This window comes from Vibrio sp. S9_S30, assembly GCF_014694455.1.
Classification (GTDB): Bacteria; Pseudomonadota; Gammaproteobacteria; order Enterobacterales; family Vibrionaceae; genus Vibrio.
Genome location: NZ_JAAUWT010000014.1, coordinates 119,747 through 146,637 on the forward strand (window position 1 = coordinate 119,747; position 26,891 = coordinate 146,637).

The 26,891-nt window shown below is 45.8% G+C and carries 27 protein-coding genes; 22 read left to right on the plus strand and 5 right to left on the minus strand.

Annotated features, from left to right (window positions below; all coding sequences use genetic code 11):
- The first annotated feature begins 10 nt into the window (after positions 1–10).
- From HC752_RS16925 to hemN, 4 genes are all read left to right on the plus strand, one after another.
- A complete protein-coding gene (locus HC752_RS16925) occupies positions 11–661 on the plus strand; it encodes a class I SAM-dependent methyltransferase (RefSeq protein WP_190336341.1) in 651 nt (216 codons plus the stop codon).
- Positions 648–1,196, plus strand: coding sequence for a Der GTPase-activating protein YihI (gene yihI / locus HC752_RS16930; protein ID WP_190336342.1), 549 nt, complete (start codon positions 648–650; stop codon positions 1,194–1,196). The genes HC752_RS16925 and yihI overlap by 14 nt, the downstream gene beginning before the upstream one ends.
- Positions 1,197–1,207: 11 nt before the next feature.
- Positions 1,208–1,702 carry a DUF2489 domain-containing protein gene (locus HC752_RS16935; protein WP_190336343.1) on the plus strand — a complete coding sequence of 165 codons (495 nt, stop codon included), beginning with the start codon at positions 1,208–1,210 and terminating at the stop codon, positions 1,700–1,702.
- Between the two features lie 194 nt (positions 1,703–1,896).
- Positions 1,897–3,288 (plus strand): oxygen-independent coproporphyrinogen III oxidase, encoded by a 1,392-nt coding sequence (gene hemN, locus HC752_RS16940; protein ID WP_190336344.1) that lies wholly within the window; start codon positions 1,897–1,899, stop codon positions 3,286–3,288.
- A 124-nt stretch (positions 3,289–3,412) separates the two neighbouring features.
- On the opposite strand, the gene HC752_RS16945 is transcribed toward hemN, so the two are convergent.
- Positions 3,413–4,048 (minus strand): DUF2959 domain-containing protein, encoded by a 636-nt coding sequence (locus tag HC752_RS16945; protein ID WP_190336345.1) that lies wholly within the window; start codon positions 4,046–4,048, stop codon positions 3,413–3,415.
- A gap of 60 nt (positions 4,049–4,108) precedes the next feature.
- Here HC752_RS16945 and HC752_RS16950 point away from each other — a divergent pair, with 60 nt between their 5' ends.
- The 3 genes from HC752_RS16950 (at position 4,109) to HC752_RS16960 (ending at position 6,490) form a co-directional block, all read left to right on the plus strand.
- Entirely contained in the window at positions 4,109–4,966 is an 858-nt protein-coding gene (locus HC752_RS16950) for a virulence factor BrkB family protein (RefSeq protein ID WP_190336346.1), read from the plus strand.
- Between the two features lie 11 nt (positions 4,967–4,977).
- Positions 4,978–5,412 carry a D-aminoacyl-tRNA deacylase gene (gene dtd, locus HC752_RS16955; RefSeq protein ID WP_190336347.1) on the plus strand — a complete coding sequence of 145 codons (435 nt, stop codon included), beginning with the start codon at positions 4,978–4,980 and terminating at the stop codon, positions 5,410–5,412.
- A 142-nt stretch (positions 5,413–5,554) separates the two neighbouring features.
- Positions 5,555–6,490: a bifunctional GNAT family N-acetyltransferase/hotdog fold thioesterase gene (locus HC752_RS16960; protein ID WP_190336348.1), complete on the plus strand. Its 936-nt coding sequence runs from the start codon at positions 5,555–5,557 to the stop codon at positions 6,488–6,490.
- Positions 6,491–6,503: 13 nt separating this feature from the next.
- On the opposite strand, the gene HC752_RS16965 is transcribed toward HC752_RS16960, so the two are convergent.
- From HC752_RS16965 to hslR, 4 genes are all read right to left on the minus strand, one after another.
- Complete coding sequence (locus tag HC752_RS16965) at positions 6,504–8,432, minus strand: AsmA family protein (protein WP_190336349.1); 1,929 nt, start codon at positions 8,430–8,432, stop codon at positions 6,504–6,506.
- A gap of 126 nt (positions 8,433–8,558) precedes the next feature.
- Positions 8,559–10,184 (minus strand): phosphoenolpyruvate carboxykinase (ATP), encoded by a 1,626-nt coding sequence (gene pckA, locus HC752_RS16970; RefSeq protein WP_190336350.1) that lies wholly within the window; start codon positions 10,182–10,184, stop codon positions 8,559–8,561.
- Positions 10,185–10,527: 343 nt separating this feature from the next.
- The gene (gene hslO, locus HC752_RS16975) at positions 10,528–11,403 is read right to left on the minus strand and encodes an Hsp33 family molecular chaperone HslO (protein ID WP_190336351.1); all 876 of its coding nucleotides are present in this window, start codon (positions 11,401–11,403) and stop codon (positions 10,528–10,530) included.
- A gap of 17 nt (positions 11,404–11,420) precedes the next feature.
- A complete protein-coding gene (gene hslR / locus HC752_RS16980) occupies positions 11,421–11,810 on the minus strand; it encodes a ribosome-associated heat shock protein Hsp15 (protein WP_190336352.1) in 390 nt (129 codons plus the stop codon).
- 258 nt (positions 11,811–12,068) lie between these two features.
- Here hslR and gspC point away from each other — a divergent pair, with 258 nt between their 5' ends.
- The 15 genes from gspC (at position 12,069) to HC752_RS17055 (ending at position 26,877) form a co-directional block, all read left to right on the plus strand.
- A complete protein-coding gene (gene gspC / locus HC752_RS16985; RefSeq protein WP_190336353.1) occupies positions 12,069–13,025 on the plus strand; it encodes a type II secretion system protein GspC in 957 nt (318 codons plus the stop codon).
- A 41-nt stretch (positions 13,026–13,066) separates the two neighbouring features.
- On the plus strand, positions 13,067–15,097 hold the full coding sequence (gene gspD / locus HC752_RS16990) for a type II secretion system secretin GspD (protein WP_190336354.1): 2,031 nt from the start codon (positions 13,067–13,069) through the stop codon (positions 15,095–15,097).
- A complete protein-coding gene (gene gspE, locus HC752_RS16995) occupies positions 15,097–16,602 on the plus strand; it encodes a type II secretion system ATPase GspE (RefSeq protein WP_190336355.1) in 1,506 nt (501 codons plus the stop codon). The genes gspD and gspE overlap by 1 nt, the downstream gene beginning before the upstream one ends.
- Complete coding sequence (gene gspF, locus HC752_RS17000; protein ID WP_190336356.1) at positions 16,602–17,825, plus strand: type II secretion system inner membrane protein GspF; 1,224 nt, start codon at positions 16,602–16,604, stop codon at positions 17,823–17,825. Before gspE ends, gspF begins: the two co-directional genes overlap by 1 nt.
- 150 nt (positions 17,826–17,975) lie before the next feature.
- Positions 17,976–18,425, plus strand: a complete 450-nt coding sequence (gene gspG / locus HC752_RS17005; protein WP_190336357.1) for a type II secretion system major pseudopilin GspG — start codon at positions 17,976–17,978, stop codon at positions 18,423–18,425.
- Positions 18,426–18,464: 39 nt separating this feature from the next.
- Positions 18,465–19,049 carry a type II secretion system minor pseudopilin GspH gene (gspH, locus tag HC752_RS17010; RefSeq protein WP_190336358.1) on the plus strand — a complete coding sequence of 195 codons (585 nt, stop codon included), beginning with the start codon at positions 18,465–18,467 and terminating at the stop codon, positions 19,047–19,049.
- The gene (gene gspI, locus HC752_RS17015; RefSeq protein ID WP_190336359.1) at positions 19,036–19,413 is read left to right on the plus strand and encodes a type II secretion system minor pseudopilin GspI; all 378 of its coding nucleotides are present in this window, start codon (positions 19,036–19,038) and stop codon (positions 19,411–19,413) included. Before gspH ends, gspI begins: the two co-directional genes overlap by 14 nt.
- Positions 19,400–20,137, plus strand: a complete 738-nt coding sequence (gene gspJ / locus HC752_RS17020) for a type II secretion system minor pseudopilin GspJ (RefSeq protein WP_190336360.1) — start codon at positions 19,400–19,402, stop codon at positions 20,135–20,137. Before gspI ends, gspJ begins: the two co-directional genes overlap by 14 nt.
- Entirely contained in the window at positions 20,130–21,146 is a 1,017-nt protein-coding gene (gene gspK, locus HC752_RS17025) for a type II secretion system minor pseudopilin GspK (protein WP_190336361.1), read from the plus strand. The genes gspJ and gspK overlap by 8 nt, the downstream gene beginning before the upstream one ends.
- A complete protein-coding gene (gene gspL, locus HC752_RS17030; RefSeq protein WP_190336362.1) occupies positions 21,115–22,374 on the plus strand; it encodes a type II secretion system protein GspL in 1,260 nt (419 codons plus the stop codon). Before gspK ends, gspL begins: the two co-directional genes overlap by 32 nt.
- Entirely contained in the window at positions 22,371–22,859 is a 489-nt protein-coding gene (locus HC752_RS17035) for a type II secretion system protein M (protein WP_190336363.1), read from the plus strand. The genes gspL and HC752_RS17035 overlap by 4 nt, the downstream gene beginning before the upstream one ends.
- 1 nt (position 22,860) lies before the next feature.
- On the plus strand, positions 22,861–23,619 hold the full coding sequence (locus HC752_RS17040) for a type II secretion system protein N (protein WP_190336364.1): 759 nt from the start codon (positions 22,861–22,863) through the stop codon (positions 23,617–23,619).
- A 238-nt stretch (positions 23,620–23,857) separates the two neighbouring features.
- Positions 23,858–24,412 carry an ADP compounds hydrolase NudE gene (gene nudE, locus HC752_RS17045; RefSeq protein ID WP_190336365.1) on the plus strand — a complete coding sequence of 185 codons (555 nt, stop codon included), beginning with the start codon at positions 23,858–23,860 and terminating at the stop codon, positions 24,410–24,412.
- 11 nt (positions 24,413–24,423) lie between these two features.
- Positions 24,424–25,239, plus strand: coding sequence for a 3'(2'),5'-bisphosphate nucleotidase CysQ (cysQ, locus tag HC752_RS17050; protein WP_190336366.1), 816 nt, complete (start codon positions 24,424–24,426; stop codon positions 25,237–25,239).
- Positions 25,240–25,545: 306 nt separating this feature from the next.
- Positions 25,546–26,877, plus strand: coding sequence for a serine protease (locus tag HC752_RS17055; protein ID WP_238930541.1), 1,332 nt, complete (start codon positions 25,546–25,548; stop codon positions 26,875–26,877).
- Positions 26,878–26,891 lie beyond the last annotated feature (14 nt).

Here is a 26,891-nt window from a genome sequence, read left to right on the forward strand (position 1 = left end):
GGATGCCTACATGCATGTATGTCCGCTCTGCGGCTCATCGCAGACTACCGACTACTTTGAAGACCATTGTCGACGTTATCATCAATGTCAGCAATGCGAATTGGTGTTTGTTGATCCTACCCAGCGTTTGACCGCTGAGGAAGAAAAAACCATGTATGATCGGCACGAGAATGACCCTTTAGATGAAGGATACCGTCGTTTTTTGAGCCGAATGTCTGTGCCTATTGTTGAACGCGTCAAACCCCACTCGTATGGGTTGGATTTTGGTTGTGGACCTGGGCCAACGTTATCTCTCATGTTAGAAGAGAGCGGGCATACCGTTTCTCTTTACGATCTCTACTATTATCCTGATAAGACGGTACTCGATAGAGCGTATGATTTTGTAACTGCCACCGAGGTAATAGAGCATCTCTACCAACCTGATAAGGTGTGGCAGCAGTGGTTGAGTTTAGTCAAACCAGGTGGATGGCTTGGGCTAATGACCAAAATGGTGATCAGCCTTGAAGCGTTTGCTGGATGGCATTATAAAAATGATCTGACGCATGTGATCTTTTTTAGTCGTGCAACGTTTCAATACTTAGCGCGACGGGACGGGCTCCAACTCGAATTTATTGGCAATGATGTAATTTTACTGAGGAAACCCAGTAATGAGTCGAAGTAAAAAATCTAGAAAACCAGGTGCCGTAATCGGCGAGCCTGAAGTAATTGTAACGCGTAACCGCAGTGAGTCTGACATTGAAGGTCGATTGCGTAAGAAGGCGAAAAGACGCAAAGGTTTGAAGTCTGGCAGTCGTCATTCTGAAGCCTCTGAATCTAAGCACTCTGGCAGTGGTCAAAAACGGGATCCTCGCTTGGGCAGCAAGAAAAAGATTCCACTGATCATTGAACCAACGAAAAAGCCGACGAAGCAGGAACGTCGCCTTTCTGCTGAGCAAGAGCTTGAGATGTTGGAAAATGATGCGCATCTAGCCGTATTATTAGACCGAATCGACGCGGGTGAAAGTTTGGGGAGAGGTTTACAGCAGTTCGTAGATGAAAAGCTGGATCGTATCGAAGTTCTGATGAATCAACTGGGGTTGATGGAACCAGAGATTGAGGAAGTGGAAGAAACGCTGGAAGCACCGACTAAAGCGAAATCTGACGATGATTTACTCTCTCAGTTCGAAGCTCTTGATATAGACAACTTGAAAGAATAAGCGAGAAGGTCATGTCAGTAACCGTATTGGCTGTGATAGGTGGGCTCATTATTTTGGGTCTAGCTGTGTACGCAGGTTATCTTTTACTGCAACTTAAAAAGCAGAAGGAACGGCAAGCAAAGCATCAAGCACTGGCGATTGATAAGCGCAACGCTAACATTTTTGAAAATGTTGATACGCTATGTGCGGCGGGTATTCAAGGACAATGTGACCTTTCGGAAATCAGCATTCGTGTGTATTGCATCCTAGATTATGTGCAGGGTGACGATCGAATTGATTTTGACAAAGAGTACCCTGCTATTGCTGAGTTGTATCATGTTGTTAAGGATATGGCTCGCGGGGAAGATAGGCAAACACTGGCGAAGAAAGAGCGGATGCAACAGACTCTGGCTCGCCAGAAAGCAGAAGCCCGCTTAAATGATGCTATTGTTGAAGAGTTGAAAATACTCAAAGACAAGATCAAACCGCTGAACAATCAGATCAATATCAATGTGATCACTTCCTGATTTATTGAGCATCGAGTGGATCGACCCAGATTATACTCTGGGTTCTATCTCAGTTTGCGAGTGATCTCACTAGCACTTCTGAACATTTCTATTATTAAATCCGTTAGCGTATACCATCACTGTCATTGTGATATGGCAAAATACGCCCCTAAGCACTAAACCGGAAGCACAAAGCAATGCCGAGTCACACAACAATGTCGAGTCAAAAAACAATGTCGAGTGAGCAAATTGTTTGGGATCAAACTGTATTAGACAAATACAATTACTCAGGGCCGAGGTACACCTCTTATCCAACTGCGTTGGAATTTCATGAAGCCTATACCATTGCTGAGTTCGATATGGCTTGTGCGCAATACCCAGAGCGCCCTCTGTCACTGTATGTGCATATTCCGTTTTGCCATAAGCTTTGTTACTACTGTGGGTGTAATAAAGTGATCACACGTCATCAGCATAAAGCGGATGAATACTTAGATGTGCTAGAACATGAAATTCGACAGCGCGCTTCTTTACTCCATCACCGCCGTGTGACGCAATTGCACTTTGGAGGGGGCACGCCAACCTTTTTAGATGAAGTTCAAATATCGCGCTTGATGTCTCTGCTTCGGGAAGAGTTTCAGTTTGACGCAAGTGCTGAAATCAGCATCGAAGTTGACCCAAGAGAAATTGAGTTAGAGATGCTTGATCACCTGCGAGCGGAAGGGTTTAACCGTTTAAGCATTGGGGTTCAAGATTTCGATAAAGAAGTGCAAAAGTTGGTTAACCGAGAACAAGATGAGCAATTTATCATCGACATGGTTGAAAAAGCCAAACAGCTTGGTTTTCGTTCCACCAATCTGGATTTGATCTATGGTTTACCTAAACAAACCCAAGCCTCTTTCGCAAAAACATTAGAGCAAGTACTGAAAATGCAGCCGGGTCGTTTATCGGTGTTTAACTATGCTCATATGCCTCAGTTATTTGCGGCACAACGTAAGATCAAAGATGCCGATTTACCCACCCCAAGTGAGAAGATGGCGATTCTTCAGGATACCATCAGCACGTTGACGGGAGCAGGATACCAGTTCATTGGTATGGATCACTTTGCTCAACCCGACGACGAACTTGCCATCGCTCAACGAAACGGCGTTCTTCATCGTAATTTCCAGGGTTATACCACACAGGGCGATTGTGATTTGGTTGGATTTGGGGTTTCTGCGATTTCTATGATTGGAGACAGCTACGCTCAAAATCAGAAAGAGCTAAAGAAATACTATGCCCAAGTCAACGAGTTGCGTCATGCGTTATGGAAAGGTGTGTCACTGGATGCGGATGACTTGCTGAGACGCGAAGTCATAAAGCAACTGATCTGCAACTTTAAACTGGATAAGACGTTCATTGAAAATGAATTTGATATTGAGTTTGACCGTTATTTCAAAGAAGACTTGGAATTGCTGCAAACTTTTATAAATGACAAATTAGTGGAAGTGAGTGATAGCGAAATTCGTGTTCAGTTGCGTGGGCGCCTGTTGATACGAAACATCTGCATGTGCTTCGATAAATATTTGCGAGTCAAAGCGCGTCAGCAGCAATTTTCGCGCGTCATCTAAATCGGTTTGGCTGTGAGCTTTTAAAGGTTGGATAAGAAGGGGCATCATGCCCCTTTTGGTGTTTTGTGTTCGTTTTTTGCATTGAAGTGAACGTTATCTAGCGCGAGCTCGTTAGGAATTCAGTTTATTTGAGCTTTGCTAAAAATTTATCCGATTCAGCAATAGCCAATTTCATCTCTTGGATCGCCACCTCGATGTCCTTCTCTAAACTCATAAACTCACCTTTCAGTGATCCAATAGCGCTCGCATTCAAGTTGTGCTTCAAATATAACGTGTTGTCTTGCAAGGTATTAAGCACAGGTTTCATTTTTTTCTCAGCCTGTTTCATTGCTCGCAACATGGTTTTGTATGATGCTTTGGTCTGTTTCAGCTTGGATTCACTATCACGGCGAAGTTTATTGTTGGTATAAAGATTGAGCTCTTCTGCCCATTCATCAAAAAGGGCGTCAGACACATCTTCAATGGAACGGATTCGGCTGGAAACCGTTTCGGCCGCATCTACGCTGTCTTCATACTTGGCGTCGATTTTCTTATACATCGACTCCAAGTCACCGCCATCAAACTGAGTCAGAGCAGACAGCGCTTCAAGTGCACTAGAAAACTCCTCTTGAGCTTTTTGTTGTGCGGTTCTGGCATTTTCCACCCTATCGACCATGATGTCACGTTTATGAATGCCCACTTTCTCCATCGCTGAGTAATACGTGGATTGGCATCCAGTAATCAAAAATAAAGATATTGCCATAGCAAAAACAAAACGCATTTGGATTTCCTTTTCGTATAGAATTGGAAGAACTATGGACGACTTAACAAGGAGATACAAGTGAAGTTCGAAGAGATAACCGTTCATTCTCAACAATTTTTCCGCTATCTGCTTGGACGCATGGGACACGATCGTTTAACCGTGAGTGCGGGGTACATGGCGTACATCACGTTATTATCGCTTGTTCCTATGTTGACCGTGTTGCTCTCAGTGCTTTCTACGTTTCCGGTGTTTGCCAATGCAGGCGATGTGCTTCAAGAGTTTGTGATTACTAATTTTGTGCCAGCTGCTGGCGCCGCCGTGAAGTCGGCACTGAATGACTTTGTTGCGAATACCGGGAAAATGACGGCAGTCGGTGGGGGATTTTTGTTTGTGGCAGCGTTAATGCTGATTTCCAACATTGATAAAAACTTGAACTATATTTGGCGTGTAGAAAAAAAACGCCGCCGCGTGTATTCGTTTTCCATGTATTGGATGGTGTTAACGCTAGGTCCGATTCTGGTAGGAACGTCTATTGCAGCAACGTCTTATGTGACGTCTCTCAATTTGATTGAAAGCGAGACCATATCGACGGTGTACTCAGAATTATTGAGTGGGTTGCCTTTTATTTTATCTTTCTGTGCATTCATGGGGCTATACATGTTGGTGCCAAACAAGAAGGTAATGTTGAAAGATGCAGCGCTAGGCGCTCTCGTGGCTGCCATACTGTTTGAACTGAGTAAAAAGGGCTTTGCTATGTATATCACTCAGTTCCCGTCTTACCAGCTTATTTACGGTGCATTGGCGGCCATACCGATTCTTTTTGTGTGGGTTTACCTCTGTTGGTTGATTGTTCTGGTAGGAGCAGAAGTGACGGCAAGCCTTGGAGAACGAGAATTGTGGTACCATACTGAGCCTGAAAATGAAGCAGAACAATAAGGAATGGGTGGATGATCGCCTTAATTCAAAGAGTCAGTGAGGCTGCAGTCCACGTCAATGGCGAATCCGTTGGCGAGATCAACAAAGGGATACTCATCCTGCTTGGTGTTGAAAAAGAAGACGACGAAGCCAAGGCTAAACGGCTGATGGAGCGTGTTTTAACCTACCGGATTTTTGACGATGATCAGGGGAAAATGAATCTGAATGTCCAAGAAGTGAACGGAAGTGTTTTAGTCGTGTCTCAATTTACATTACCAGCGGACACAAAAAAGGGGACGCGCCCGGGTTTCTCCAAAGGTGCCCATCCCGTTGAGGCAGAGCGTTTGTACGATTATTTCTCTGATCGATGCGCTGAAAAAATCAGTACAGAGCGAGGAAGGTTTGGTGCGGATATGAAAGTCTCATTGGTCAATGATGGACCGGTGACTTTCTGGCTACAAGTGTAGGGTTTGTTGACTTTTAGAACACAGTTTAATCGAGAAAGGTAAACCGTCCCGAGCAAGATTATGCGTTCAATCTCCGTACAAGCTTTCAATTTCAGTGCAAGCTTTCAATTTCAGAAAGAGTGCTAACGAGCAAAGGAATTTCATGTTTAAACTAGTCACCCCCAAAACAGCGAATCATCTGAATAAGTATTACCACTTTCGCTGGCAAATGCTGCGCGAACCTTGGCGTTTGCCTGTCGGTTCGGAAAGGGATGAATACGATGAACTTAGCCATCACCGAATGATTGTGGACGGCAAAGGTCGCCCGATGGCCATTGGGCGTTTATACATTACGCCTGATAATGAAGGTCAGATACGTTATATGGCGGTGAAGCCGAACCGCAGAAGTAAAGGCATCGGGTCGCTGGTCATGGTGGCACTAGAGTCGTTTGCTCGGCAAGAAGGCGTGAAGCGCTTGGTGTGTAATGCACGTGAAGACGCGATTGCTTTCTACGAGAAAAATGGCTTTGAAAGCCAAGGTGAACTCAGTGACGAACGGGGTCCCATGCGTCATCAGCAAATGGTGAAATCGCTGGATCCATTGGCGAACGTGTTGAGACGGCCGGAATGGTGTGCGGAATTGCAAGATCGTTGGGAAAGTCAAATTCCTATCAGTGATAAGATGGGGATTAAAATCAATCAATACACCGGTTACCGTTTTGAGTGCAGTGCTCAACTAAACCCTAACTTAAATCCTCACAACACCCTGTTTGCGGGTTCAGCGTTTACTTTGGCGACGTTAACAGGTTGGGGCATGACTTGGTTGTTGATGAAAGAGCGTGAATTGGAAGCGGATATTGTGCTGGTGGATAGCCGCATACGTTACTGTCACGCGGTGGAGCAAAGTCCAATAGCGGCGACGTCACTGGATGGTATCAGTGGAGACTTAGATAGGTTGGCTTCAGGGCGTAAGGCTCGAGTGGTCATTAACGTGACGATTTACAGTGGTGAGCATGCCGCTGTAGAGTTCACTGGCACTTACATTCTCTTACCTAATTATCAAGGAATGCTTGGACGTAAGGAATGCCAAGGTACGTAAGGGATACCGAATATTAAGGTATGAGCTTTTCTGATGCCTGACAATCTTTGCGTGTAATAGGTGTACTAGAGAGGGGTTGGTATTGCCACTCTCCACATTCCCCCTTTAGCATGAGTGTAATGCTGCCTTTTTCTGTATTGACCAAATCAACATTCCCAAGAATCGATCCTGTAAAATCACTACCCTGAATGCGTGATTCTTGCATTGTGATTCTTCCTCTATCGACATCGATAACGAAGTCAGACACGGAAACAGGCTCTGGTTCTTTCTTGGATAGCTCAAGAGGGATGCTGGGATCCATCAGTGCAGCGAAGTGAGAGGTGGTCGTTAAGTCGCGAAATTGGGTCGAAATGAAGCCTGAAACACTGTGATTGAACGACGCGGCGTCTCCCGACAATCCTGAGAGCTCAAATTGGGTGTCAGCCAGACCTGATAAGTCGAGTGGCAGTGGGTGAAGGTACTGAAGTGTCTCGATTGGAATGCCGTCACCTTGGAATTTGAGCGTCCATGGTTGGCTATATTGACTATAATCCCATTGCCCTTGTGCGCGAATAATTCCATCGCTCACTGGGAAGATGACCTTATCCAGATAACTGATGCCTGCGTTGGCACGTGCTTCCACAAGGAGTTGAGAACCAATCAGCTTCCCAATATTGGCGCTGTTGGCTGTTAAGGTTAACTGTCCTTGCCATAAGCCAACTTGACCATTTCTTAATATATCTAATTGATTACCTTGGATATTCAATCCGGAAATCTGACGTTTTGGCTCTGAGTTTAAGTCAATGTACTGTGCGCGTTTTACCGAAAGCTGATCAATGGTCAGATTGGTGAGACGATCGATTTGCGCTTTAAAGGGGGATAGAGACAGCTCGCTGTCGGTGTACCACTCAATCCCCGTTAAGTTAAGTTGCGCTAAATGCCAAGTATCGGGCGTAAACTCACCATTGACCTGAATATACCCTTGATTCATTCCAACATTAGCACTTTGAACGGTAATAAGATCCGGTGAAAAGCTGGCTTCAAGAGCAGGCTCTAACCAAAGTTGATCGGCATACTCAATGCTTTCAGCGTCGAGTGAAATGGAACCAGAAGGCTGTTTCCATAATTGGAAGGGAAAGCGAATGTTTTCCAATGTCATGTCTGCTTGAACCATTGCAAAAGAGGGAAACTCAAGATCGCTGCGCAGTACATCTAAGCGTTTTATGACAATTTCAGCGCTGTCTGCCCATTTGAATGTCTTGATGGTTTGCCAATCATCTTTAGTGACAGTCAGTTCATTCAGCGCGGCGTTAACGACGTTCCAGCGCCCGTTTTTCCATTCGGCTTGTCCTGATAGTGCGCCACCACGCCAATTGAAAGAGAGCCCATATATCTTTTTGCTGTCTCCAAAAATGTCGGCATCCAAAAGGACATTATTGAACGCTTCATTTTGCCAATAAATTTGATCGGCGCTCAATTGAGTTTCGCCGTACCAACGCCAGATAGGATGATCGCTAACAACGGGTTGTTTAATTTGGAATTTCAGCCCTCTTACAATCCATTCAGGGCTCGAGAAATCGAGGTTGTCTACGGCGAACTGGTGAACTTGAACAAAAGAGAGGGGGCGAATGTTAGGCACTCCCTTTTGTAATTGCAGCCCACTAAGCTGCAAACTCGCAATGCTGATTTTTGTGCCACTCAAGAGTTCAGAGTCGAGCCAGATGTTTACGGTTTCGATGAACATGGGTTCAGGCTGCGTTGAAAGTTCAACGCCATAGAGTGTTAATTGGTAAGGGGATTGATACTCCACGTTTTCAATTTGGATGGTGAGGTTGCTCAGCTGATTGGCAACAAAATTCACCACTGGCGTGGCGTAGCGGGTATGCAGGCTGCCAAATAATGCCAGCACTGAAACAACGATCAGCAGTAAGAATAAAACCACAACCGTAGAGGCTTTTCTCATCTTCCTTGTTCCAAATTTTTCAATCCAGCTTTCAGATTGGCTCAATTATTGATTGGATTCAATAAAAAGCCCCTCGAAAGAGGGGCTTGGTAATGGATTTGCTACTTTAATCCACTTTCATAAGCCTTAACCGAGTTGAGGCCCTGCTGCAACCAACGATTTACCTTCATCGTTGTCAGTGTATTGAGCAAAGTTTTTGATGAAGCGATTGGCTAAATCTTCGGCTTTGCTGTCCCACTGAAGTGGATCGGTGTAGGTATCTCGAGGATCAAGGATATTCGCATCAACGCCATGTAACGCAGTTGGCACTTCAAGGTTGAAGACGGGAATGACTTTCGTATCCGCATGGTCAATCGATCCATCCAGAATTGCATCGATGATTCCGCGAGTATCTTGGATTGAAATACGTTTTCCTGTGCCATTCCAACCAGTATTGACGAGGTAAGCTTCTGCTCCAGCTGCTTCCATGCGTTTCACCAGCACTTCAGCGTACTGGGTTGGGTGCAAGGTTAGGAATGCCGCACCAAATGCAGCAGAGAAGGTTGGGGTGGGTTCCGTAATGCCACGCTCTGTGCCTGCCAGTTTGGCAGTAAAACCAGATAAGAAGTGGTACTTCGTTTGCTCAGGCGTCAGTTTCGATACCGGAGGAAGCACACCAAAAGCATCGGCTGTAAGGAAAATCACTTTTTGGGCATGGCCTGCTTTCGATACCGGTTTAACGATATTATCGATATGATGAATGGGGTAAGAAACACGTGTATTTTCCGTCTTAGAGCCATCATCAAAATCGATTGACCCATCAGCACGAACGGTTACGTTTTCTAGCAATGCATCACGACGAATAGCATTAAAAATATCCGGTTCGGCTTCTTTGGATAGGCGAATCGTTTTGGCGTAGCAGCCTCCTTCAAAATTGAAGATACCGTCATCGTCCCAGCCGTGTTCATCATCGCCAATCAGTTCACGTTTAGGATCGGTGGATAAGGTTGTTTTACCTGTGCCAGACAAACCGAAGAAGACAGCAACATCTCCCTCTTTACCCACGTTAGCGCTGCAGTGCATTGAAGCAATCCCTTGCAAAGGAAGAAGGTAGTTCATAACGGCAAACATGCCTTTCTTCATTTCACCGCCGTACCATGTTCCTCCGATGATTTGTACACGCTCTGTAAGATTGAAGGCAATGAAGTTCTCAGAGTTCAAACCTTGAGCTTCCCAATTCGGGTTGGTTGCTTTCGCTCCATTCATCACAACAAAGTCTGGATCGAACGAGGCAAGTTCCTCATTTGTAGGTCGGATGAACATGTTTTTAACGAAGTGGGCCTGCCATGCCACTTCTGTAATGATACGTACACTTAAGCGAGTATCTGGGTTAGCACCACAAAAACCATCAATAACAAAAAGACGCTTACCAGAAAGCTGATCCGTCACCAAGTCTCTTAGTTCTGTCCATATTTCTTGCGTAATCGGTTTATTGTCATTCTTACCTTGATCAGACCACCATAGCGTGTCTTTCGTCACCTCATCTTTAACGATGTATTTATCTTTTGGTGAGCGACCAGTAAAAATCCCAGTGTCGACAGCAACGGCACCAAGTTCTGTAACGGTGCCTTTTTCGTAGCCTTCTAGTTCTGGGCGTGTTTCTTCTTCAAACAACTGCTCATAACTTGGGTTACGTAAAACCTCAGTCACGCCAGTGATTCCGTGTCGGGTAAGATCGATGTGTGCAGCCTTTGTATGTTCCATAACGGTCATAGGTGCTCCTTGTAGGGTATAAATTGTAGGGGTTTTGTAATTATTTATAGTTTTCTGCTCACCACTTTGGCAACTTTGAGCCATTCTCATCTCAGGTCTTGTTGAATATTTTATCCCTGGGTTGAGTAGGGTTTTTATGCTCTTGTCACAGTTTGGCATGCTTATTTTATCGCTCGCGCAATCCTTTGCGCTAGATCAAAAGGATTAATACTTTGACAAAAATAAGTATAGCGTACGGTGATATAAATACGTGTTTTAGTAGCGAAAAGGCATTAAAAAAGCCAGCATTGAGCTGACTTTAGAAAGTATTCTTACCGCTTATTAAAGCATGAAAAATAATGGATCAGTGAAGAGTGTCGCTGCTGTTAGAGGCTTGCTCATAAAGCTCAGACACTTGCTTTTCGTCGAACGAATAATCTGTGCCACAGTAATCACAATGTAAAGAAACGGATCCTTCAGTCGCTAAAATGTCATTAATTTCATCTCGTGAAACGGTGATAATGGCGGCGCCACTGCGTTCGCGTGAACAGCCACAGAAAAACTCGACGGGTTGCGCTTCAAACAACTGTACTTTCTCTTGGTTATAAAGACGATAAAGTACATCGTTAGCTGGTAATCCAAACAACTCTTCATTTTTCACCGTGTTAGTGAGTTGCTCTAGGTGCTCAAAATCGTTCGGCGAGCCAGTGCCATCAGGCATGATTTGTAACAACATGCCAGCGGCATGCGCTTTACCTTCATGCTCACCAAGGCGGAACCACAGGCGAGTTTTAAGTTGCTCAGAGCGTTCAAAATACACTTCAAGGACATCAGACAATGTTTCGCCTTCGAGCCCAACGACACCTTGATAACGCTCCCCTTGCTTAGGCGCAATGGTGATGACGAGGTGCCCATTACCCGTCAATTGATGCAATGTTGCATCGTCCGCAATAGTGCCTTCCCATCGTGCCACACCGCGAACTTTCTGATCATGATCGCCATTGATCACGACGAGAGAAACAGGACCGTCCCCCTGCAACTGAAGTGTGATAGAACCCTCGAATTTTAGAGTGGCGGTCAGTAAGGTTGTGGCAACAAGAAGCTCACCCAACAGGTTTTGAACCGGTACGGGGTACTCCTTGCTTGAAATGATTTCTTGGTATGTGCTATCCAGTTGTACCAATTCGCCACGAACGGATAAATCTTCGAATAGGTAGCGATGCAATTGGTTGTTTGCCATGCGAGGAGCTCCAGCATTTATTGATTCTTGAACTTAATGATGTCACGACGCTGTTTTTTATCCGGGCGTCTTTCCGGGCTTGGGCTGTGCAGGGTATTCAGCTTTCTTTTTTGTGCATTATCTTCACGTTTAAGAAGGCTATCTTCGGTTTCTCGGTAAAGCAGTTGAGCTTCTGGAGCGCCGCGACGTTGATCGGATATCTTTTCAATGATCACCGTTTTTTCTTCATTCCCCTGTCTTAGCACGATGGTTGCGCCAAGTTCGACAATCTTGCTTGGCTTGGAACGTTGACCATTATAATGGACTTTTCCGCCATCAACCATATTCCGTGCTATAGATCGCGTTTTGTAGAAACGTGCCGCCCAAAGCCATTTATCGAGCCGAACCGTGGCAGTATTTGAACTCATAGTAAATTCGTGCTTCTAATGATTGACTTGCTTCATTATTTACACAATGGTGACGAGTACAGGGTTTTTCAACCTAAAATGGATGAAACGGAATCAGTCTAAAGTCTGTTAATGTGAATTGTTGCTAATCTTTATAAGAATGACATTTGGTATCCATCAATTTATATGACAATGTGTCGGCCTTTGTGTAGGCTTTGGCTTTTATTTATCAGACTGCCTTAACATATCTAAAGTTTTATTATAGGGAGCGCAGGGTACATGTCATCTTCTGTGGTGCAAAAATATCAATTAGATCAGAAGTTTACTGCTTTTCTGACGTTCATCGTCAAACGACAAGGAAAGCTGAGTGCCTGGTTGACATTATTGCTGATAGCCATCTCCGCATGGATTGTCGGGCAGCTAAGTTGGCAATGGGTTCCTCAAGATACAGGGAAAGCTCGTTGGTCACCGACGACCGTGGTTTCACAGGCTGGTCCAGGTTCCAATGATGGGGTATCGGGTGATGCTATTGCTTCTTTACTCGATGCTCATTTATTCGGTCGTTACTCCGATAAACCTGAGGCACAGCCAAAGCCAAAACCAGTGGTGAAAGATGCTCCTAAAACTCGTTTAAGTTTGGTTTTAGTTGGAGTGGTAGCAAGCTCCCCTGAAGACAGAAGTTTAGCGGTTATTGCTAATAGAGGTCAGCAACAAACCTATGGTATTGGTGAGCAGATTGAAGGCACGAGCGCTTCTCTAAAAGGCGTTTGGGTGGATCGGGTGATTATCGATAATCAAGGTCAGGACGAAACTCTGATGTTTGAAGGTGTCGAATACAGCAAGCTGGAGCCAAAAGATTCATTCGAACCACAAGATTCACCGGCACCGCCGCCATCTGATGATTCGAATATCGGAAATTTGTCTGATGTAAACGACATTGAGCAGGTCAGACGCGAAATTTCACAAAATCCTCAACAAATAATGCAATACATTCGCCTTTCGCAGGTCAGAAGAGAGGACAAAATCATTGGTTATCGAGTTGGACCGGGTAGCCAACGAGAATTGTTTGATGCGGTCGGGCTTAAAGATGGCGATATAGCAACGCAACTTAATGGGGCGGATCTGAGTGACCCTTCAGCTATGGGAAAAGTATGGCAAACCATATCTGATATGACGGAATTGAACCTGACTGTCGAGCGAGACGGTCAAAGGCACGAAATATTTATTGAGTTTTAAACCTGCGCAAAGCTGCGTTGGGGTATGAGTGGGAGTATCACGTGAAACAGTGGTTAAACAAAGGAACCTGGTTGCTTGCTGGTAGCCTTGCTTGGTCACCAGCATTGGTGGCAAGTGAGTTTAGTGCCAGTTTCAAGGGAACCGATATTAAAGAGTTCATCAATATTGTTGGACGTAACCTCGAAAAAACCATCATTGTCGATCCGGCAATTCGAGGAAAAATCGATGTTCGAAGTTATGACGTGTTGAATGAAGAGCAGTACTACCACTTTTTTCTAAATGTTTTGGAAGTATATGGCTTTGCAGCCGTTGAAATGGAAAATGGTGTACTGAAAATCGTACGTGACAAAGACGCCAAAACGGCGGCTATCCCCGTTGTAGGGGATGAAACGCGTGTACAAGGCGATGCAGTCATCACACGAGTTGTCGCGGTACGAAATGTTTCTGTGCGAGAACTTTCTCCATTGTTACGTCAACTGAATGACAATGCGGGTGCAGGTAACGTTGTGCACTACGACCCAGCCAACATCATTTTGATTACTGGTCGAGCGGCCGTAGTGAACCGTTTGGCTGAAATTATCGAGCGTGTTGACCGAGCTGGTGACAAAGAAATAGAAGTAGTCGAACTTAGGAATGCTTCTGCAGCAGAAATGGTGCGTATTGTTGAAGCATTAAATAAAACCACTGCTCAGCAAAACACTCCCGCTTTCCTAGAGCCTAAATTGGTCGCGGACGAACGTACTAACTCGATTCTTATATCGGGTGATCCACAAGTTCGTAAACGCTTGCGTAAGCTTATCATGCAATTGGATGTTGAAATGGCAACCAAGGGCAACAACCGAGTGGTCTACCTTAAATATGCGAAAGCAGAAGACCTCGTTGAAGTGCTTAAAGGCGTATCTGACAATCTACAAGCCGAAAAGCAGAGCGGAGCTCCAGGTGGCGGTGGTGCTAAAGCGCGTAACGAAGTCATGATTTCTGCTCACGTTGGTACCAACGCCCTAGTCGTCACGGCTCCGCCGGATATCATGCGTGCCATTGAAGATGTGATTTCCCAGTTGGACATTCGTCGCGCGCAAGTTCTCATCGAAGCCATGATCGTTGAATTGGCGGAAGGTGATGGCACAAACCTTGGTGTTCAATGGGGCAACCTAAATACAGGCGCAATGATCCAATACTCCAACACCGGAGCCTCGATTGGTGGGGTTATGGTTGGATTGGAAGAAGCGAAAGACACCACCGAAACAAAAGCGGTGTATAACTCCGATGGCGAATTTTTACGAAATGAAACCACCACAACGAAAGGCAGCTATGACACGCTAGCCAAAGCCCTTGGTGGTGTGAATGGCGCCGCACTAAGTTTGATGGCCGGTGACTGGACAGCGCTGGTGAGTGCCGTTGCCAGCGATTCCAATTCGAACATTCTTTCTTCGCCAAGCATTACTGTTATGGACAACGGGGAAGCGTCATTTATTGTGGGTGAAGAAGTGCCGGTTTTAACTGGCTCTACAGCGGGTTCTAACAACGACAACCCATTCAGTACGGTCGAGCGAAAAGAAGTCGGTATCAAACTGAAAGTGGTGCCACAAATTAACGAAGGCGACTCAGTACAGCTGACTATCGAGCAAGAAGTGTCGAATGTATTAGGGGCGAACGGCGCAGTCGATGTTCGATTTGCTAAGCGTCAGCTCAATACGTCTGTGATGATTCAAGATGGTCAATTGTTGGTGCTCGGTGGTCTAATCGATGAACGTGCTTTAGAAAGTGAAGCTAAAGTGCCGCTGTTAGGGGATATTCCAATACTGGGTCACTTGTTTAAGTCCACCAGTACTCAGGTTGAGAAGAAGAACCTGATGGTGTTCATTAAGCCCACGATCATCCGAGATGGTGCGACTGCAGATAGTATTAGCCGACGTAAATACAGCTACATTCGTGCAGAGCAAATACTGAAAGCAGAAGAAGGTCTGAAGCTGATGGACGATTCTCTTGTACCAGTATTACCGAAATACGGTGAAGATATTCGCCATCCTGAAGAGCTGCGAGCATTCATTGAGCAGCTGGAGGCGAAATAATGGCGGATACGCTGGTCGTTTCTGAGGGCTTTGTTCGCTTGCCCTTTGCTTTTGCTAACCGACATAAAGTGGCGATGGAAGCCGCCACTCAGCCGGGTGCTTTACCTAGCCTTTATTATGTAGAGCCTTTGGCGCTAGACGTACTTACTGAAGTGCGTCGAGTTGTTCGAAAGTCATTTACGCCGGTTGCTCTTGTGGCTGAAGATTTCGAAAGCAAACTGACAGAGTTGTATCAACGCGACTCTTCGGAAGCTCGCCAGTTGATGGAAGACATTGGCGCGGATAACGACGACTTCTTCTCCTTGGCAGAAGAGCTGCCACAAAACGAAGACTTATTAGAATCAGAAGATGATGCACCAATCATCAAATTGATTAATGCCATGTTGGGTGAGGCGATCAAAGAAGGTGCGTCGGATATTCATATTGAAACCTTCGAAAAATCCCTTTCCATTCGTTTTCGTGTGGATGGCGTTTTGCGGGAGGTGCTCGCACCAAGCCGGAAGCTAGCACCGTTATTGGTTTCTCGCGTTAAAGTGATGGCGAAATTGGATATTGCGGAGAAGCGAGTTCCACAGGATGGTCGTATTTCATTGCGAATAGGTGGACGAGCTGTCGATGTTCGTGTGTCGACGATGCCTTCATCTCATGGTGAGCGAGTGGTGATGCGTCTTCTTGATAAAAACGCGACACGCCTTGACTTGCATAGCCTTGGTATGACGCCTCGCAATCGCGATAGCTTCCAAACTTTGATCAAACGCCCTCACGGTATCATTTTGGTGACGGGTCCTACGGGGTCAGGTAAATCAACAACGCTGTATGCGGGTCTTCAGGAGCTGAATAGCACCGAAAGCAACATTTTAACCGTGGAAGATCCGATTGAATTTGATATCGATGGTATTGGTCAGACTCAGGTAAACCCAAAGGTAGACATGACCTTTGCCCGTGGTTTGCGTGCCATTCTGCGTCAGGATCCCGATGTGGTGATGGTTGGGGAAATACGTGACTTAGAGACCGCACAGATTGGCGTTCAAGCGTCATTAACCGGTCACTTAGTGATGTCGACCTTACACACCAATACTGCAGTGGGTGCGATCACTCGATTGCGGGATATGGGTATTGAGCCGTTCTTGATTTCGTCTTCTCTACTGGGTGTTCTTGCGCAGCGGTTGGTTCGCACACTTTGCCCTGAATGTAAGCAGCCATATCAAGCGGATAAAGAGCAGAAAAAACTGTTCAACTTAACCGAATCTGAGCCCCTGACGTTGTACAAAGCGTGCGGTTGTGAAGCGTGTAACTTCAAAGGTTATCGTGGACGTACTGGCATTCATGAATTGTTGGTCATCGATGATGACGTTCAAGAGCTGATTCACAGTGAAGCTGGAGAACAAGCCATTGAGAAACATGTTCGTAGTGCCACGCCAAGCATTCGAGATGATGGATTGAGCAAGGTCCTCCAAGGGAAAACGACCCTTGAAGAAGTCGTGCGGGTGACCAAGGAAGTATAATGGCGGCATTTGAATACAAAGCTCTGGATGCGAAAGGGAAACAGAAAAAAGGGGTTATCGAAGGGGATAACGCCCGCCAAGTTCGCCAAAAGTTGAAAGAGCAGGGCTTGATTCCCGTTGAAGTGATTGAAACAAAAGTAAAAGAAGCCAAGGCTTCTTCGTCTGGTTTATCCTTTAAGCGAGGCATCAGTACCAATGATTTAGCGTTGCTTACTCGCCAACTGTCAACACTCGTACAAGCGGGGATGCCGTTGGAAGAGTGTTTAAAAGCCGTTGCTGAACAAACTGAAAAAGCACGTATCCGTACCATGATGGTTGCGGTTCGCTCCCGTGTTGTTGAAGGGTATACGCTCTCTGAAAGTTTGGGTGATTACCCGCATGTGTTTGATGATCTTTTCCGAGCCATGGTGGCCGCAGGTGAAAAATCAGGGCATTTAGATACAGTGTTGGATCGCCTCGCCGATTACGCAGAAAATCGGCAGAAGATGCGTGCTAAGCTTCAACAAGCCATGATTTATCCCATCATGCTGACGTTGATCGCGGTCTCTGTTATAGCCTTTCTTCTCGCGACCGTTGTTCCTAAAATTGTCGATCAATTTGTCCAAATGGGGCAAAAGCTGCCTGCTTCCACTGAATTTTTGTTATTGGCAAGTAACTTTGTTCAGAATTGGGGGGCGGCTTTAGTGGTCGTGATTTTGGTCAGTATCATGTTGTTCCAAGCTGCGCTGCGAAAGCCGACTATTCGTTTGAAGTGGGACCGTTGGATTCTCAGCGTGCCTGTTGTCGGCAAAGTCGCCCGTGGTCTGAATACTTCTCGTTTTGCCCGAACACTGTCGATTTGTACTTCCAGTGCCATTCCTTTGCTAGATGGTATGAAAGTAGCGGCTGACGTAATGAGTAACCAGTTTGTAAAAGAGCAAGTCCTGTTGGCGGCGGATAAGGTTCGAGAAGGGGTCAGTTTGAGAAAATCCTTGGAACAAACTCGGCTTTTCCCACCCATGATGTTGCATATGATTGCCAGTGGAGAGCAAAGTGGCGAGCTTGAGCAAATGTTGACCCGTGCGGCCGACAACCAAGATCGGGATTTTGAATCTCAAGTCAACATGGCGTTAGGGGTATTTGAACCGCTATTGATTGTTTGTATGGCCGGTATTGTTTTGTTCATTGTGGTGGCGACGCTGATGCCATTACTAGAGCTCAACAACTTGGTGTCAGGTAAGTAGAAAATCACGTTAACGAAGACGCTTTGTCTTAATTATTGAGTTTTATTTGTGTTTGAAGCGGTTCAATGTATTGAATCCCGCTTTTAGTAGGTTGGATATCGGAATGTAACGTGTGCGTAGAATGATCGAAGCGCACATTTTGGAGGTAATATGCATAACAAAAGTAATAAAAAGCAGTCTGGCTTTACGCTATTGGAAGTCATGGTTGTAGTGGTGATTTTGGGTATTTTGGCGAGCTTCGTTGTCCCTAACTTACTGGGTAACAAAGAAACGGCAGACCAACAGAAAGCCATTACAGATATCGTGGCTCTAGAAAATGCTCTGGACATGTACAAGTTGGATAACAGCGTATACCCGACAACGGATCAAGGATTGGAAGCGTTGGTTTCTAAACCGTCTGCTTCACCAGAGCCACGTAACTACCGTGATGGCGGGTACATCCGACGCCTACCGAATGACCCTTGGGGGAATGAGTATCAATATTTGAGCCCAGGTGATAACGGCACAATCGACGTCTTTACATTAGGTGCCGATGCTCAAGAGGGCGGCGAAGGAGCTCAAGCGGATATTGGCAACTGGAACATGCAGGACTTCCAGTAATGTCACTGGTTTCCCATTTTGCATTCGGTCAGTAAGCAAATGCGCAAGCAACACGGCTTTACGCTGATAGAGATCATGTTGGTCTTGGTGTTGTTGTCGCTCAGCGCGGTGGCGGTTATTACGACACTGCCTTCCTCAAGTGATGATCGACTTGAGGAGCATGCTCAGCGATTTTCTCAGCGCTTACAGCTTCTCAACGAAGATGCCATGCTTAATGGGAAAGATTTTGGTGTTTGGTTTGATGAAGATAAAGGACAGTACCGGTTTGTCATGCTCACCAGTGAAGGTTGGGAAAAAATGGCGGAAAATCGGTACTACTCCGAGTCGGACTTAGAAGCTGAATTTGCGATATCTTTGCAATTGGGCAGTGATGAATGGGGCGACGACGATCGCTTGTTCGAACCAGGAAGTCTATTTGATGAGGAGATGTTTGCCGATGAAGAAAAGAAAAAGCAATCACCTCCGCCTCAAGTTATGGTGCTTTCAAGTGGCGAGATAACCCCTTTTCAAGTCGCATTTTATCCCAATGTTGGGGATGAATTTCAAGACGGATGGCGTATTAAAGCCGCAGATAATGGGCTAATAAGCATACTCAAGCCGGGAGAGCGCGATGAAGAGGAATAGGCCAAGTGCCCATCGTACTCGTGGTATGACGTTGATAGAAGTACTGGTAGCACTCGCAATTTTCGCAACGGCTGCCATCAGTGTGGTGAGAGCGGTCACTCAGCATATCAACACGCTCGGTTATCTAGAGGAAAAAATGTTTGCGGCTATGGTTGCAGATAACCAAATGGCAAAAGTCCTCCTTGATAAAGCCCCAAAAAAAGAAAACAAAGGCAAGGAAGAATTGGCCGGACAGACGTGGTATTGGCTCGTGAAACCTGTCCCAACGGACAATGGTGTGATCAGCGCTTTCGATGTGTCTGTTTCTAAAGAAGCGGATGGCAAAAGCGCCATAGTGACGGTGAGAAGTTATGCGTCACCATAAAGCGTCAGGATTTACTCTCATTGAAGTGCTGGTGGCTATCGCAGTGTTTGCCAGTCTAAGCATGGCGGCGTATCAAGTGGTCAATCAGGTACAACTGAGCAACGCTCAGTCGATTGAAAAAACAGAGCGTCTGCAAACCATGCAGAGAGCACTTATCTGGATGGATAACGACTTCAGACAGATGGCGTTACGCCAAATGAGAACCAACGGGGAGTCGCCGTCTGACACGCTGGTAAACTACGGTGACTACGTCTTAGAATCTGACAACAAAGGTATTGTCTTTAATCGGTTAGGTTGGCAAAACCCACAAGGTGTCTTCCCGAGAGGAGAAGTGACCAAAGTAGGGTATCGGATTCGTGACGAAAAACTGGAAAGGGTGTGGTGGCGATACTCCGACACACCAGCAGGTCAATTGCCATTATCTCGCCCAATATTGGAAGACGTTGAAGCATTTTCAGTGACGTTTTATGAAAATGGTGAGTGGAAGGAAGAGTGGACTAAGCCTCGAGCATTACCAGCTGCAATTGCTGTCACATTGACATTGAAAGACTACGGTGAAATCGAGAGAGTGTATCTGACCCCTAACGGTGAGCTTTCTATTGTCACCTCTCAATCGCAACAAGAATCTGATGGGAAAGATAAAGATTCTGATGACGGGAAAGAGTCTGATGATGGGAAAGAGTCTGATGATGGGAAAGAGTCTGAGGGCGAAAATAATGGTTAAGCGTTCTCCTCAGTCTGGCGTGGCTTTAATCGTTGTTTTGCTGTTACTTGCTGTCATGACGGCAATAGCGGCATCAATGTCTGAGCGCTTATTCATCAATTTCCATCGAGCTGGTAATCAGGTTAATCACCAGCAAGCGTATTGGTATAGCCTTGGTGTTGAAGCCTTAGCTAAAGCTGGTATTGAGCAAAGCTACAAAGATAATGAAACCATCAACCTGAGTCAGCCTTGGGCACTAAAAGAGCAGACATATCCGTTGGATTACGGTACTGCGAAAGGGAAATTGGTTGATATGCAAGCGTGTTTCAATATTAACGTATTGACCAGTGTGAAATCTCGTGTTGAAACAGCACAAAAGCCATTTCTTGTGAAAGTGTGGCAAAACCTTATCGAACAGCAAGACATCGAACCCTATATCGCTGAAGTGATCGCGGATTCGAGTTGGGATTTTGTCGATAATGACACCAATGTGCTCACAAGCTATGGTGCAGAAGACAGTATTTATGAAGGTTTTCAACCTCCTTATTTGACTGCAAATGGATTTTTGGCTGATCGCTCAGAATTAAGAGCGATCCAGCAGGTAAGCGCACCTATTATGGATAAATTATCGCCTTTAGTATGTGCCTTACCAACTAATGAGTGGAAACTCAACGTCAATACCATTTCCGAAGATCAGGCCGACATTTTGGCAGCCTTATTTCAGCCGCATTTGAGCAGCAGTAACGCCAAAGAGCTTATCGCCAATCGAAAATTTGATGGGTGGGACAGCGTAGACAATTTTATGTCAGAGCCAGTTATTAACGGAATCGAAGAAAAAGTGCGTAAGGAAGCACAAGCGCATATTGCAGTAGACAGTCGTTACTTTGAGCTGGATGCTCAAGTGATGGTCGATGAATCAAGGGTCAGGATACGTAGCCTGCTCTACAGTAAGGATAGAAAACAAGCGACGGTTGTCCGTCGTAGTTTTGGAGGAATCAGTGAGCGAGTTTCTGACCGTAAGAGTAAGTAGTCAGGTAGACGCCCCAATACAGTGGCTGGTTTGGTCTCCGAGTCAGCAAGAGGTGATCGCAAGCGGCGAACTGAGTCATCGTGACCAACTGGGTGACATCGCCACCTACGCCGAACAGCGCCCAACCATTGTATTGTTGTCTAGCAGTGATGTACTGCTTAAAGAAGTCGATGTGCCTGCGGGTGGCACAAGGCAGCTAAACACCATGTTACCGTTTTTGGTCGAAGATGATGTCGCGCAAGACGTTGACGAGTTGCACTTTTCTGTATTGGCAAAACGAGGTGCGAAAGCCGATGTTGCCGCCGTAGATCATCAATTTGTCGATAACCTATTAACGGATTTACGAGAGCAACATATCAACGTCAGGCAAATCATACCTGACTGTCTCGCGCTACCTTGGCAAGACGGCACGGTAAGTGCGCTTCAAATTGATCATCAATGGCTTTTCCGTACGGGAGCCCATTCTGGATTTACTCTTCAAAGCGAGTGGCTTTCATTGTTGCCTTTGGAACCATTCCACTTGGTTTCAAATCAAGACGATGATTCAGAATCGTCTTCGGACGAAGAGTCGCTTCAAGAAAAAGTGGTGTCCAGTTATAGTCCTCTACCTGAGGGGCATGAACAACTTCCTGGTCGTTGGAAGCCAGCCAACGCTGAATTGGTGATGTTGCTGCTGACGCAAGGCGCACTGGCATCGAAAGTGAATCTTCTTACCGGTAGCTTTAAACCGTCGTCTTCGTTGACCAAGCACTGGAAAGTTTGGCGAAAAGCCGCCATTGCCGCCGTACTTTTATTGGGCGTACTGACAACAAAGAATGTGCTTCAAGTGAACGCTTTTGAAGCGCAGGCCGCAGAATATCGCGCTGAAAGTGAGCGTATTTTCCGTCATATATTTCCAAATAAGCAGAAAATACCGACCGTCAGTTATCTAAAAAGGCAAATGAGTGATGAAGAATCTCGTTTGTCTGGCGGGGGAGGTGATGAGTCTATGTTGGTTTGGCTCTCTCAATTGCCACAAGCCTTGAAAAAAAATGGTGCCATTGAAATATTGAGTGTGAAATATGACGGCGCTAGAAACGAAATCCGTATTCAAGCGAAAAGTAAAGATTTTCAAACCTTTGAGACGGCTCGAGCCGATCTAGCGCAACAGTTTGAAGTTGAGCAAGGTCAGCTGAATAGAAGTGGTAGCGAAGTGTTTGGCAGTTATGTGATAAGGAGAAAACCATGAATAAAGTCAACGCATGGTGGCAATCTATATCGCAAAGAGAGCAGCGTCTGATGGCTGGCTGCAGCTTTTTGGTATTGGCGTTTGCCATATATTGGGGCGGTATCGTGCCATTAAATGAAAGAGCCGATGCTGCACAGACCAAAATTTCAACTGAAAAGCAGCTTTTAGACTGGGTGACAAAAAGCGCGAATTCTATTACGGCGCTCAGAGCAGCGTCAGGTGGAAGTGTGAATGTATCTGGACAGCCGCTTAACCAGATCGTTTCTTCGACCACCCGCCTTTATCAAATTGAACTCATTCGAATGCAGCCACGCGGCGATAGTTTACAAGTATGGGTTCAACCCGTTCCGTTTAATCAGCTGGTATCTTGGTTAGCGGACTTGCGTGAGCAACATGGCATTGAAGTGGAGTTTCTTGATATCACTCGCACAGAAACCACGGGTCAAGTTGAAGTGAACCGATTACAGCTAAAAAGAGGCCGTTAACTTGAAGCGTATAATTGGGTATGTGTCCGTTTTTGTTTTGGTGCTCATTGTAAGCCTTGTTGTGCACGTGCCAGTTGCATTTGTGTACCAGTATGCGCCAAAAATGCAAGCTCTGAAGGTGGGGGAACTGTCTGGGACATTGTGGCGTGGACAGGCTTCCACGGTGGTGTGGCAAGAGCAAAACGTTGGCCAACTTAGCTGGGATTTCCAACCTTTAGCACTCCTGACGGCGAAGGCTGAGTATCATGTGCGCTTTGGTCGTGGCAGTGATCTTCAATTGCACGGCAAAGGAGCGTTTGGTTTGGGGCTAGGAGGGTTTTATGGCCACAGCATTTTTGCCTCTATGCCCGCGGAGAAAATATTAGGGCTTGCGCAGGTTCCAGCTCCTGTTCAAGTGGAAGGGCAACTTGAACTTGCCATTAAAGAATTTCAATATGCTCAGCCTTGGTGTGAAAGTGCAACGGGTAATTTGGCTTGGAATGGCGGGACGCTAGGTACACCGTTAGGTAATCTCATCTTAGGTGAGGTGACCTCCGATCTTGCATGTCAAGATAATAAGCTGACCGTAAAAGGTGAACAGAAACATGCTCAAGTGACCAGCGCGTTTGATGCGAACTTAACGTCGGATCAGCAATACAGCGTGAACGCCTGGTTCAAACCGGGAGCAGAATTCCCTCAATCGATGGGGAGTCAGCTGAGTTGGTTAGGCAACCCGAATGACAAAGGGCAATTTCCCTTTCAGTACTCTGGGCGCCTATAGAGATATAGAGACGATTAGAGGAATAAGAATGGCTCAGCATTGCTGGGCCATTTTGTTACTGATATCGTTATACTTAAACCACCTCACGCAGTGAATGCCAAATCCAGCCTCTTGAGGTGATTTGAGTGTCGATTGAGCTAATGCGAACAAAAATCAATCTCTAAATGCCAACAGTTCATTATTTTTGATGATATATTGTTCCATGTTAATGGTTGGGTCAGATTTTTAAGGAAAGGTTATGGCAAGTGAAAAAAAGCCACAAATTTTAGCTACAAAAACGGTCGCCCAATCTAAACTGTTTACTATAGAGTCGCTTGACTTACGCTTTTCTAACGGAGAAGAACGAGTTTATGAGCGAATGAAGCCTAGTGGTCGTTCAGCGGTCATGATTGTGCCTGTAACGGAGCAAGGAGATTTACTCTTAATTCGTGAATACGCAGCAGGAACGGAGCGCTATGAGCTTGGATTTCCTAAAGGTTTGGTGGATCCTGGTGAATCGCCAATGGAAGCAGCAAACCGAGAATTAAAAGAAGAAATTGGGTATGGAGCGACAGAATTAACCCCTTTAAAAGAGGTGGTGCTGGCTCCATCTTACTTCTCAAGTAAGATGACGCTGTTTCTGGCACGTGATTTATACTCAGAATCACTGGAAGGGGATGAGCCGGAGCCTCTCGAATTGGTACGTTGGCCATTACAGCAAGCTGATGAGCTGCTGACCCATCTGGATTTTTGTGAAGCCCGCAGTATTACTGCACTGATGTTAGCTCAGCGGTATTTAAACACGTCTGAGTAAGGAAATGCCCAATGGCGGAAGATCTTTCTTACCTTATCCCTTCAGTTATCACCGTTGCCCGCAGTGCCGGTCAGCTTATACATGATATCTACGAAAACAAACAATATGAGGAATACACGAAATCGGATGCGACGCCGGTGACGAGTGCAGATATTGCCGCGCACAAAGTGATTCTTGAACAGTTGACTGAGTTGACCCCAGAGATTCCTATTTTATCGGAAGAGGATGCGGACATCAGCCTAGAGAAGCGATGTCAATGGAGTCGTTACTGGCTTGTCGACCCATTAGATGGCACTCAGGAATTCATTGCGCGCAGTGGCGATTTTGCCACTATTATCGCTCTGGTCGAAGACAATGAACCAGTCATGGGGGTGGTATACGCTCCCGTGTCGGGTGTGACTTACTATGCTTACAAAGGCAAAGGGGCTTGGAAAATCCCAGATATGGATGAAAGCGTGGCGATTAAAACGCATCGACACCACAGTGACAGCCAATCTTTAGCCATTGCCATTAGCCGTCGACAAGACATCAACAGCATTACCAGTAAGCTGTGCCCATCTTGGAATTTTGATTTAGTGCCTTTAGGTTCGGCAGCGCTCAAAGCGTGCTTAGTCGCAGAAGGCGCCGTAGATTGCTATCTAAGGCTTGGACCAACCGGAGAGTGGGATACGGCTGCGACGCAATGTATCGTCAGTGAAGCGGGTGGCCGCATTCTCAGTACCAAATTAGAGCCACTTTCCTATAATGAAAGAGAAACATTAGAGAACCCTAACTTTATTGTTTTAGGGGATGAAAACCTGCCATGGGATTCGATTTTACTGGCTTAAAGACAGTTCAACCTTTCTTTCTTTTCTATGTGCCCATTATTTGAGGCACCTCTCATATATTATGGTGAAATACCTTTCAATTACAGTGTTTGGTTCTGTAATTGAAAGGCGGTTAACTAATAAAATCTTATTGATAAACAAGTCAATTACCTTTTGTTAAAAAGGCGGCCGCAGTATGGGATTTTTCTGTTACCCCTGCCTTGGTTTTTTCAAAAAACATGTTTGTTTATTAGGTGTCGCCAGTTAGTGAAGAGCGGCATTAAACAAAAAAAACATGAGGATAATATCTTGAAAATAACAAGGAATATGGTTCTAGTTACAGCCATGTTTGTACCGATGATATCCATTGGCGCAGAAATACAGGGTACCAGCTTCGACATTTCACCACGCATTGTTGGTGGTGGTAACGCAAATACTGCCGACTGGGGGTTCTATACCCAAATTGTTTCACGTTACGGAAACCGATCTTACTGTGGCGCTAGTTATTTAGGTGACGGTTACGTGCTAACCGCAGCACATTGTGTGGATGGGGATTCACCTTCTGGCATTGCCGTTAAAGTGGGGGGATTCATCTATAACGGAACGGATGGTCAGCGTGCCAATGTGAGCAAGATTTACATGCACCCTAACTACGATAAGCGTACATTTACAAACGATATCGCGGTATTGAAATTAACCAACGATCTTCCATCCGCAGTAAGAGTAGAGATTGCTGATGGTTCCTTAAGCCAGTATGCAGGCATTGGAGATATGTTGAGCGTTGCTGGGCTTGGGCGCACTTCAGAAGGGGGCAGCTCACCTTATCAGCTTCAGTCTGTTGATGTTCCTTTGATTTCTGATGCGACGTGTCGAGCCGCTGGAGGAAGTTACACTAATGTCGGTGATGTTGCATTTTGTGCTGGTTTCCCTGAGGGGGGCAAAGATTCATGCCAAGGCGATAGTGGTGGTCCAATTGTGATTAATCGCTCCGGTGTAATTACTCAGCTGGGTGTTGTAAGTTGGGGGATTGGCTGTGCACGTCCTGGTAAATATGGTGTGTATAGCGATATTGCTGCTCTACGTGGCTGGTTGAATACAGTGATCACCGCTAATCCTAATCCTAATCCTGGTGGAAGCTACGCCGTTGGATACACGAAGAACCAGACATTGTCTTCGTTTAAGGTTGGTGAAACAAAATCTCACACGTTTAGTATTACAAACAATGGCACACAGTCGTTTACGTTGAACAATATTCGCGCATCGGCATCGGGCGTGGCTACGTCGCCAGTTGTTAGCCGTGATACATGTTCTCAAACGACTCTGACTGCGAAGCAAAGCTGTCAAGTTGCTATCGAATTTGGTGCAACAAGTGCAGGTCTTGCAAAAGCACAGCTTTCATTCTCAACCGATCAGGGGACAAGCACGTATCAAGCGAACGTGAGTGCTGATGCAACATCAACGGGTGGCGGTACCGGTGGTAACTATGATTACGTGTACCCAGAAAATATGAGCAGTTATACATTTGGTACAGTGGTTCTGGCTGAAGACGGCAATCGTTATCAGTGTCTAGGATTCCCTGGCGGCCTTTGGTGTTCTGCTGGTGGAGCATACGCGCCAGGAACGGGTTGGGCTTGGAGTGATGCGTGGAGTAAGCTGTAATCGATAGGTTCTAA

What these genes read in the sequence shown, in the direction of transcription:
- HC752_RS16960 (WP_190336348.1), top strand. Translation starts at nt 5,555, where the DNA reads ATGTTTAAACTAGTCACCCCCAAAACAGCGAATCATCTGAATAAGTAT.
- gspC (WP_190336353.1), top strand. Translation starts at nt 12,069, where the DNA reads ATGTCATCTTCTGTGGTGCAAAAATATCAATTAGATCAGAAGTTTACT.
- gspI (WP_190336359.1), top strand. Translation starts at nt 19,036, where the DNA reads ATGAAGAGGAATAGGCCAAGTGCCCATCGTACTCGTGGTATGACGTTG.
- gspF (WP_190336356.1), top strand. Translation starts at nt 16,602, where the DNA reads ATGGCGGCATTTGAATACAAAGCTCTGGATGCGAAAGGGAAACAGAAA.
- gspJ (WP_190336360.1), top strand. Translation starts at nt 19,400, where the DNA reads ATGCGTCACCATAAAGCGTCAGGATTTACTCTCATTGAAGTGCTGGTG.
- HC752_RS17035 (WP_190336363.1), top strand. Translation starts at nt 22,371, where the DNA reads ATGAATAAAGTCAACGCATGGTGGCAATCTATATCGCAAAGAGAGCAG.
- gspG (WP_190336357.1), top strand. Translation starts at nt 17,976, where the DNA reads ATGCATAACAAAAGTAATAAAAAGCAGTCTGGCTTTACGCTATTGGAA.
- HC752_RS16965 (WP_190336349.1), bottom strand. Translation starts at nt 8,432, where the DNA reads ATGAGAAAAGCCTCTACGGTTGTGGTTTTATTCTTACTGCTGATCGTT.
- gspH (WP_190336358.1), top strand. Translation starts at nt 18,465, where the DNA reads ATGCGCAAGCAACACGGCTTTACGCTGATAGAGATCATGTTGGTCTTG.
- HC752_RS17055 (WP_238930541.1), top strand. Translation starts at nt 25,546, where the DNA reads ATGGTTCTAGTTACAGCCATGTTTGTACCGATGATATCCATTGGCGCA.
- hemN (WP_190336344.1), top strand. Translation starts at nt 1,897, where the DNA reads ATGTCGAGTCAAAAAACAATGTCGAGTGAGCAAATTGTTTGGGATCAA.
- hslR (WP_190336352.1), bottom strand. Translation starts at nt 11,810, where the DNA reads ATGAGTTCAAATACTGCCACGGTTCGGCTCGATAAATGGCTTTGGGCG.
- HC752_RS16925 (WP_190336341.1), top strand. Translation starts at nt 11, where the DNA reads ATGCATGTATGTCCGCTCTGCGGCTCATCGCAGACTACCGACTACTTT.
- nudE (WP_190336365.1), top strand. Translation starts at nt 23,858, where the DNA reads ATGGCAAGTGAAAAAAAGCCACAAATTTTAGCTACAAAAACGGTCGCC.
- cysQ (WP_190336366.1), top strand. Translation starts at nt 24,424, where the DNA reads ATGGCGGAAGATCTTTCTTACCTTATCCCTTCAGTTATCACCGTTGCC.
- gspE (WP_190336355.1), top strand. Translation starts at nt 15,097, where the DNA reads ATGGCGGATACGCTGGTCGTTTCTGAGGGCTTTGTTCGCTTGCCCTTT.
- hslO (WP_190336351.1), bottom strand. Translation starts at nt 11,403, where the DNA reads ATGGCAAACAACCAATTGCATCGCTACCTATTCGAAGATTTATCCGTT.
- yihI (WP_190336342.1), top strand. Translation starts at nt 648, where the DNA reads ATGAGTCGAAGTAAAAAATCTAGAAAACCAGGTGCCGTAATCGGCGAG.
- HC752_RS16945 (WP_190336345.1), bottom strand. Translation starts at nt 4,048, where the DNA reads ATGCGTTTTGTTTTTGCTATGGCAATATCTTTATTTTTGATTACTGGA.
- HC752_RS16935 (WP_190336343.1), top strand. Translation starts at nt 1,208, where the DNA reads ATGTCAGTAACCGTATTGGCTGTGATAGGTGGGCTCATTATTTTGGGT.
- dtd (WP_190336347.1), top strand. Translation starts at nt 4,978, where the DNA reads ATGATCGCCTTAATTCAAAGAGTCAGTGAGGCTGCAGTCCACGTCAAT.
- gspK (WP_190336361.1), top strand. Translation starts at nt 20,130, where the DNA reads ATGGTTAAGCGTTCTCCTCAGTCTGGCGTGGCTTTAATCGTTGTTTTG.
- pckA (WP_190336350.1), bottom strand. Translation starts at nt 10,184, where the DNA reads ATGACCGTTATGGAACATACAAAGGCTGCACACATCGATCTTACCCGA.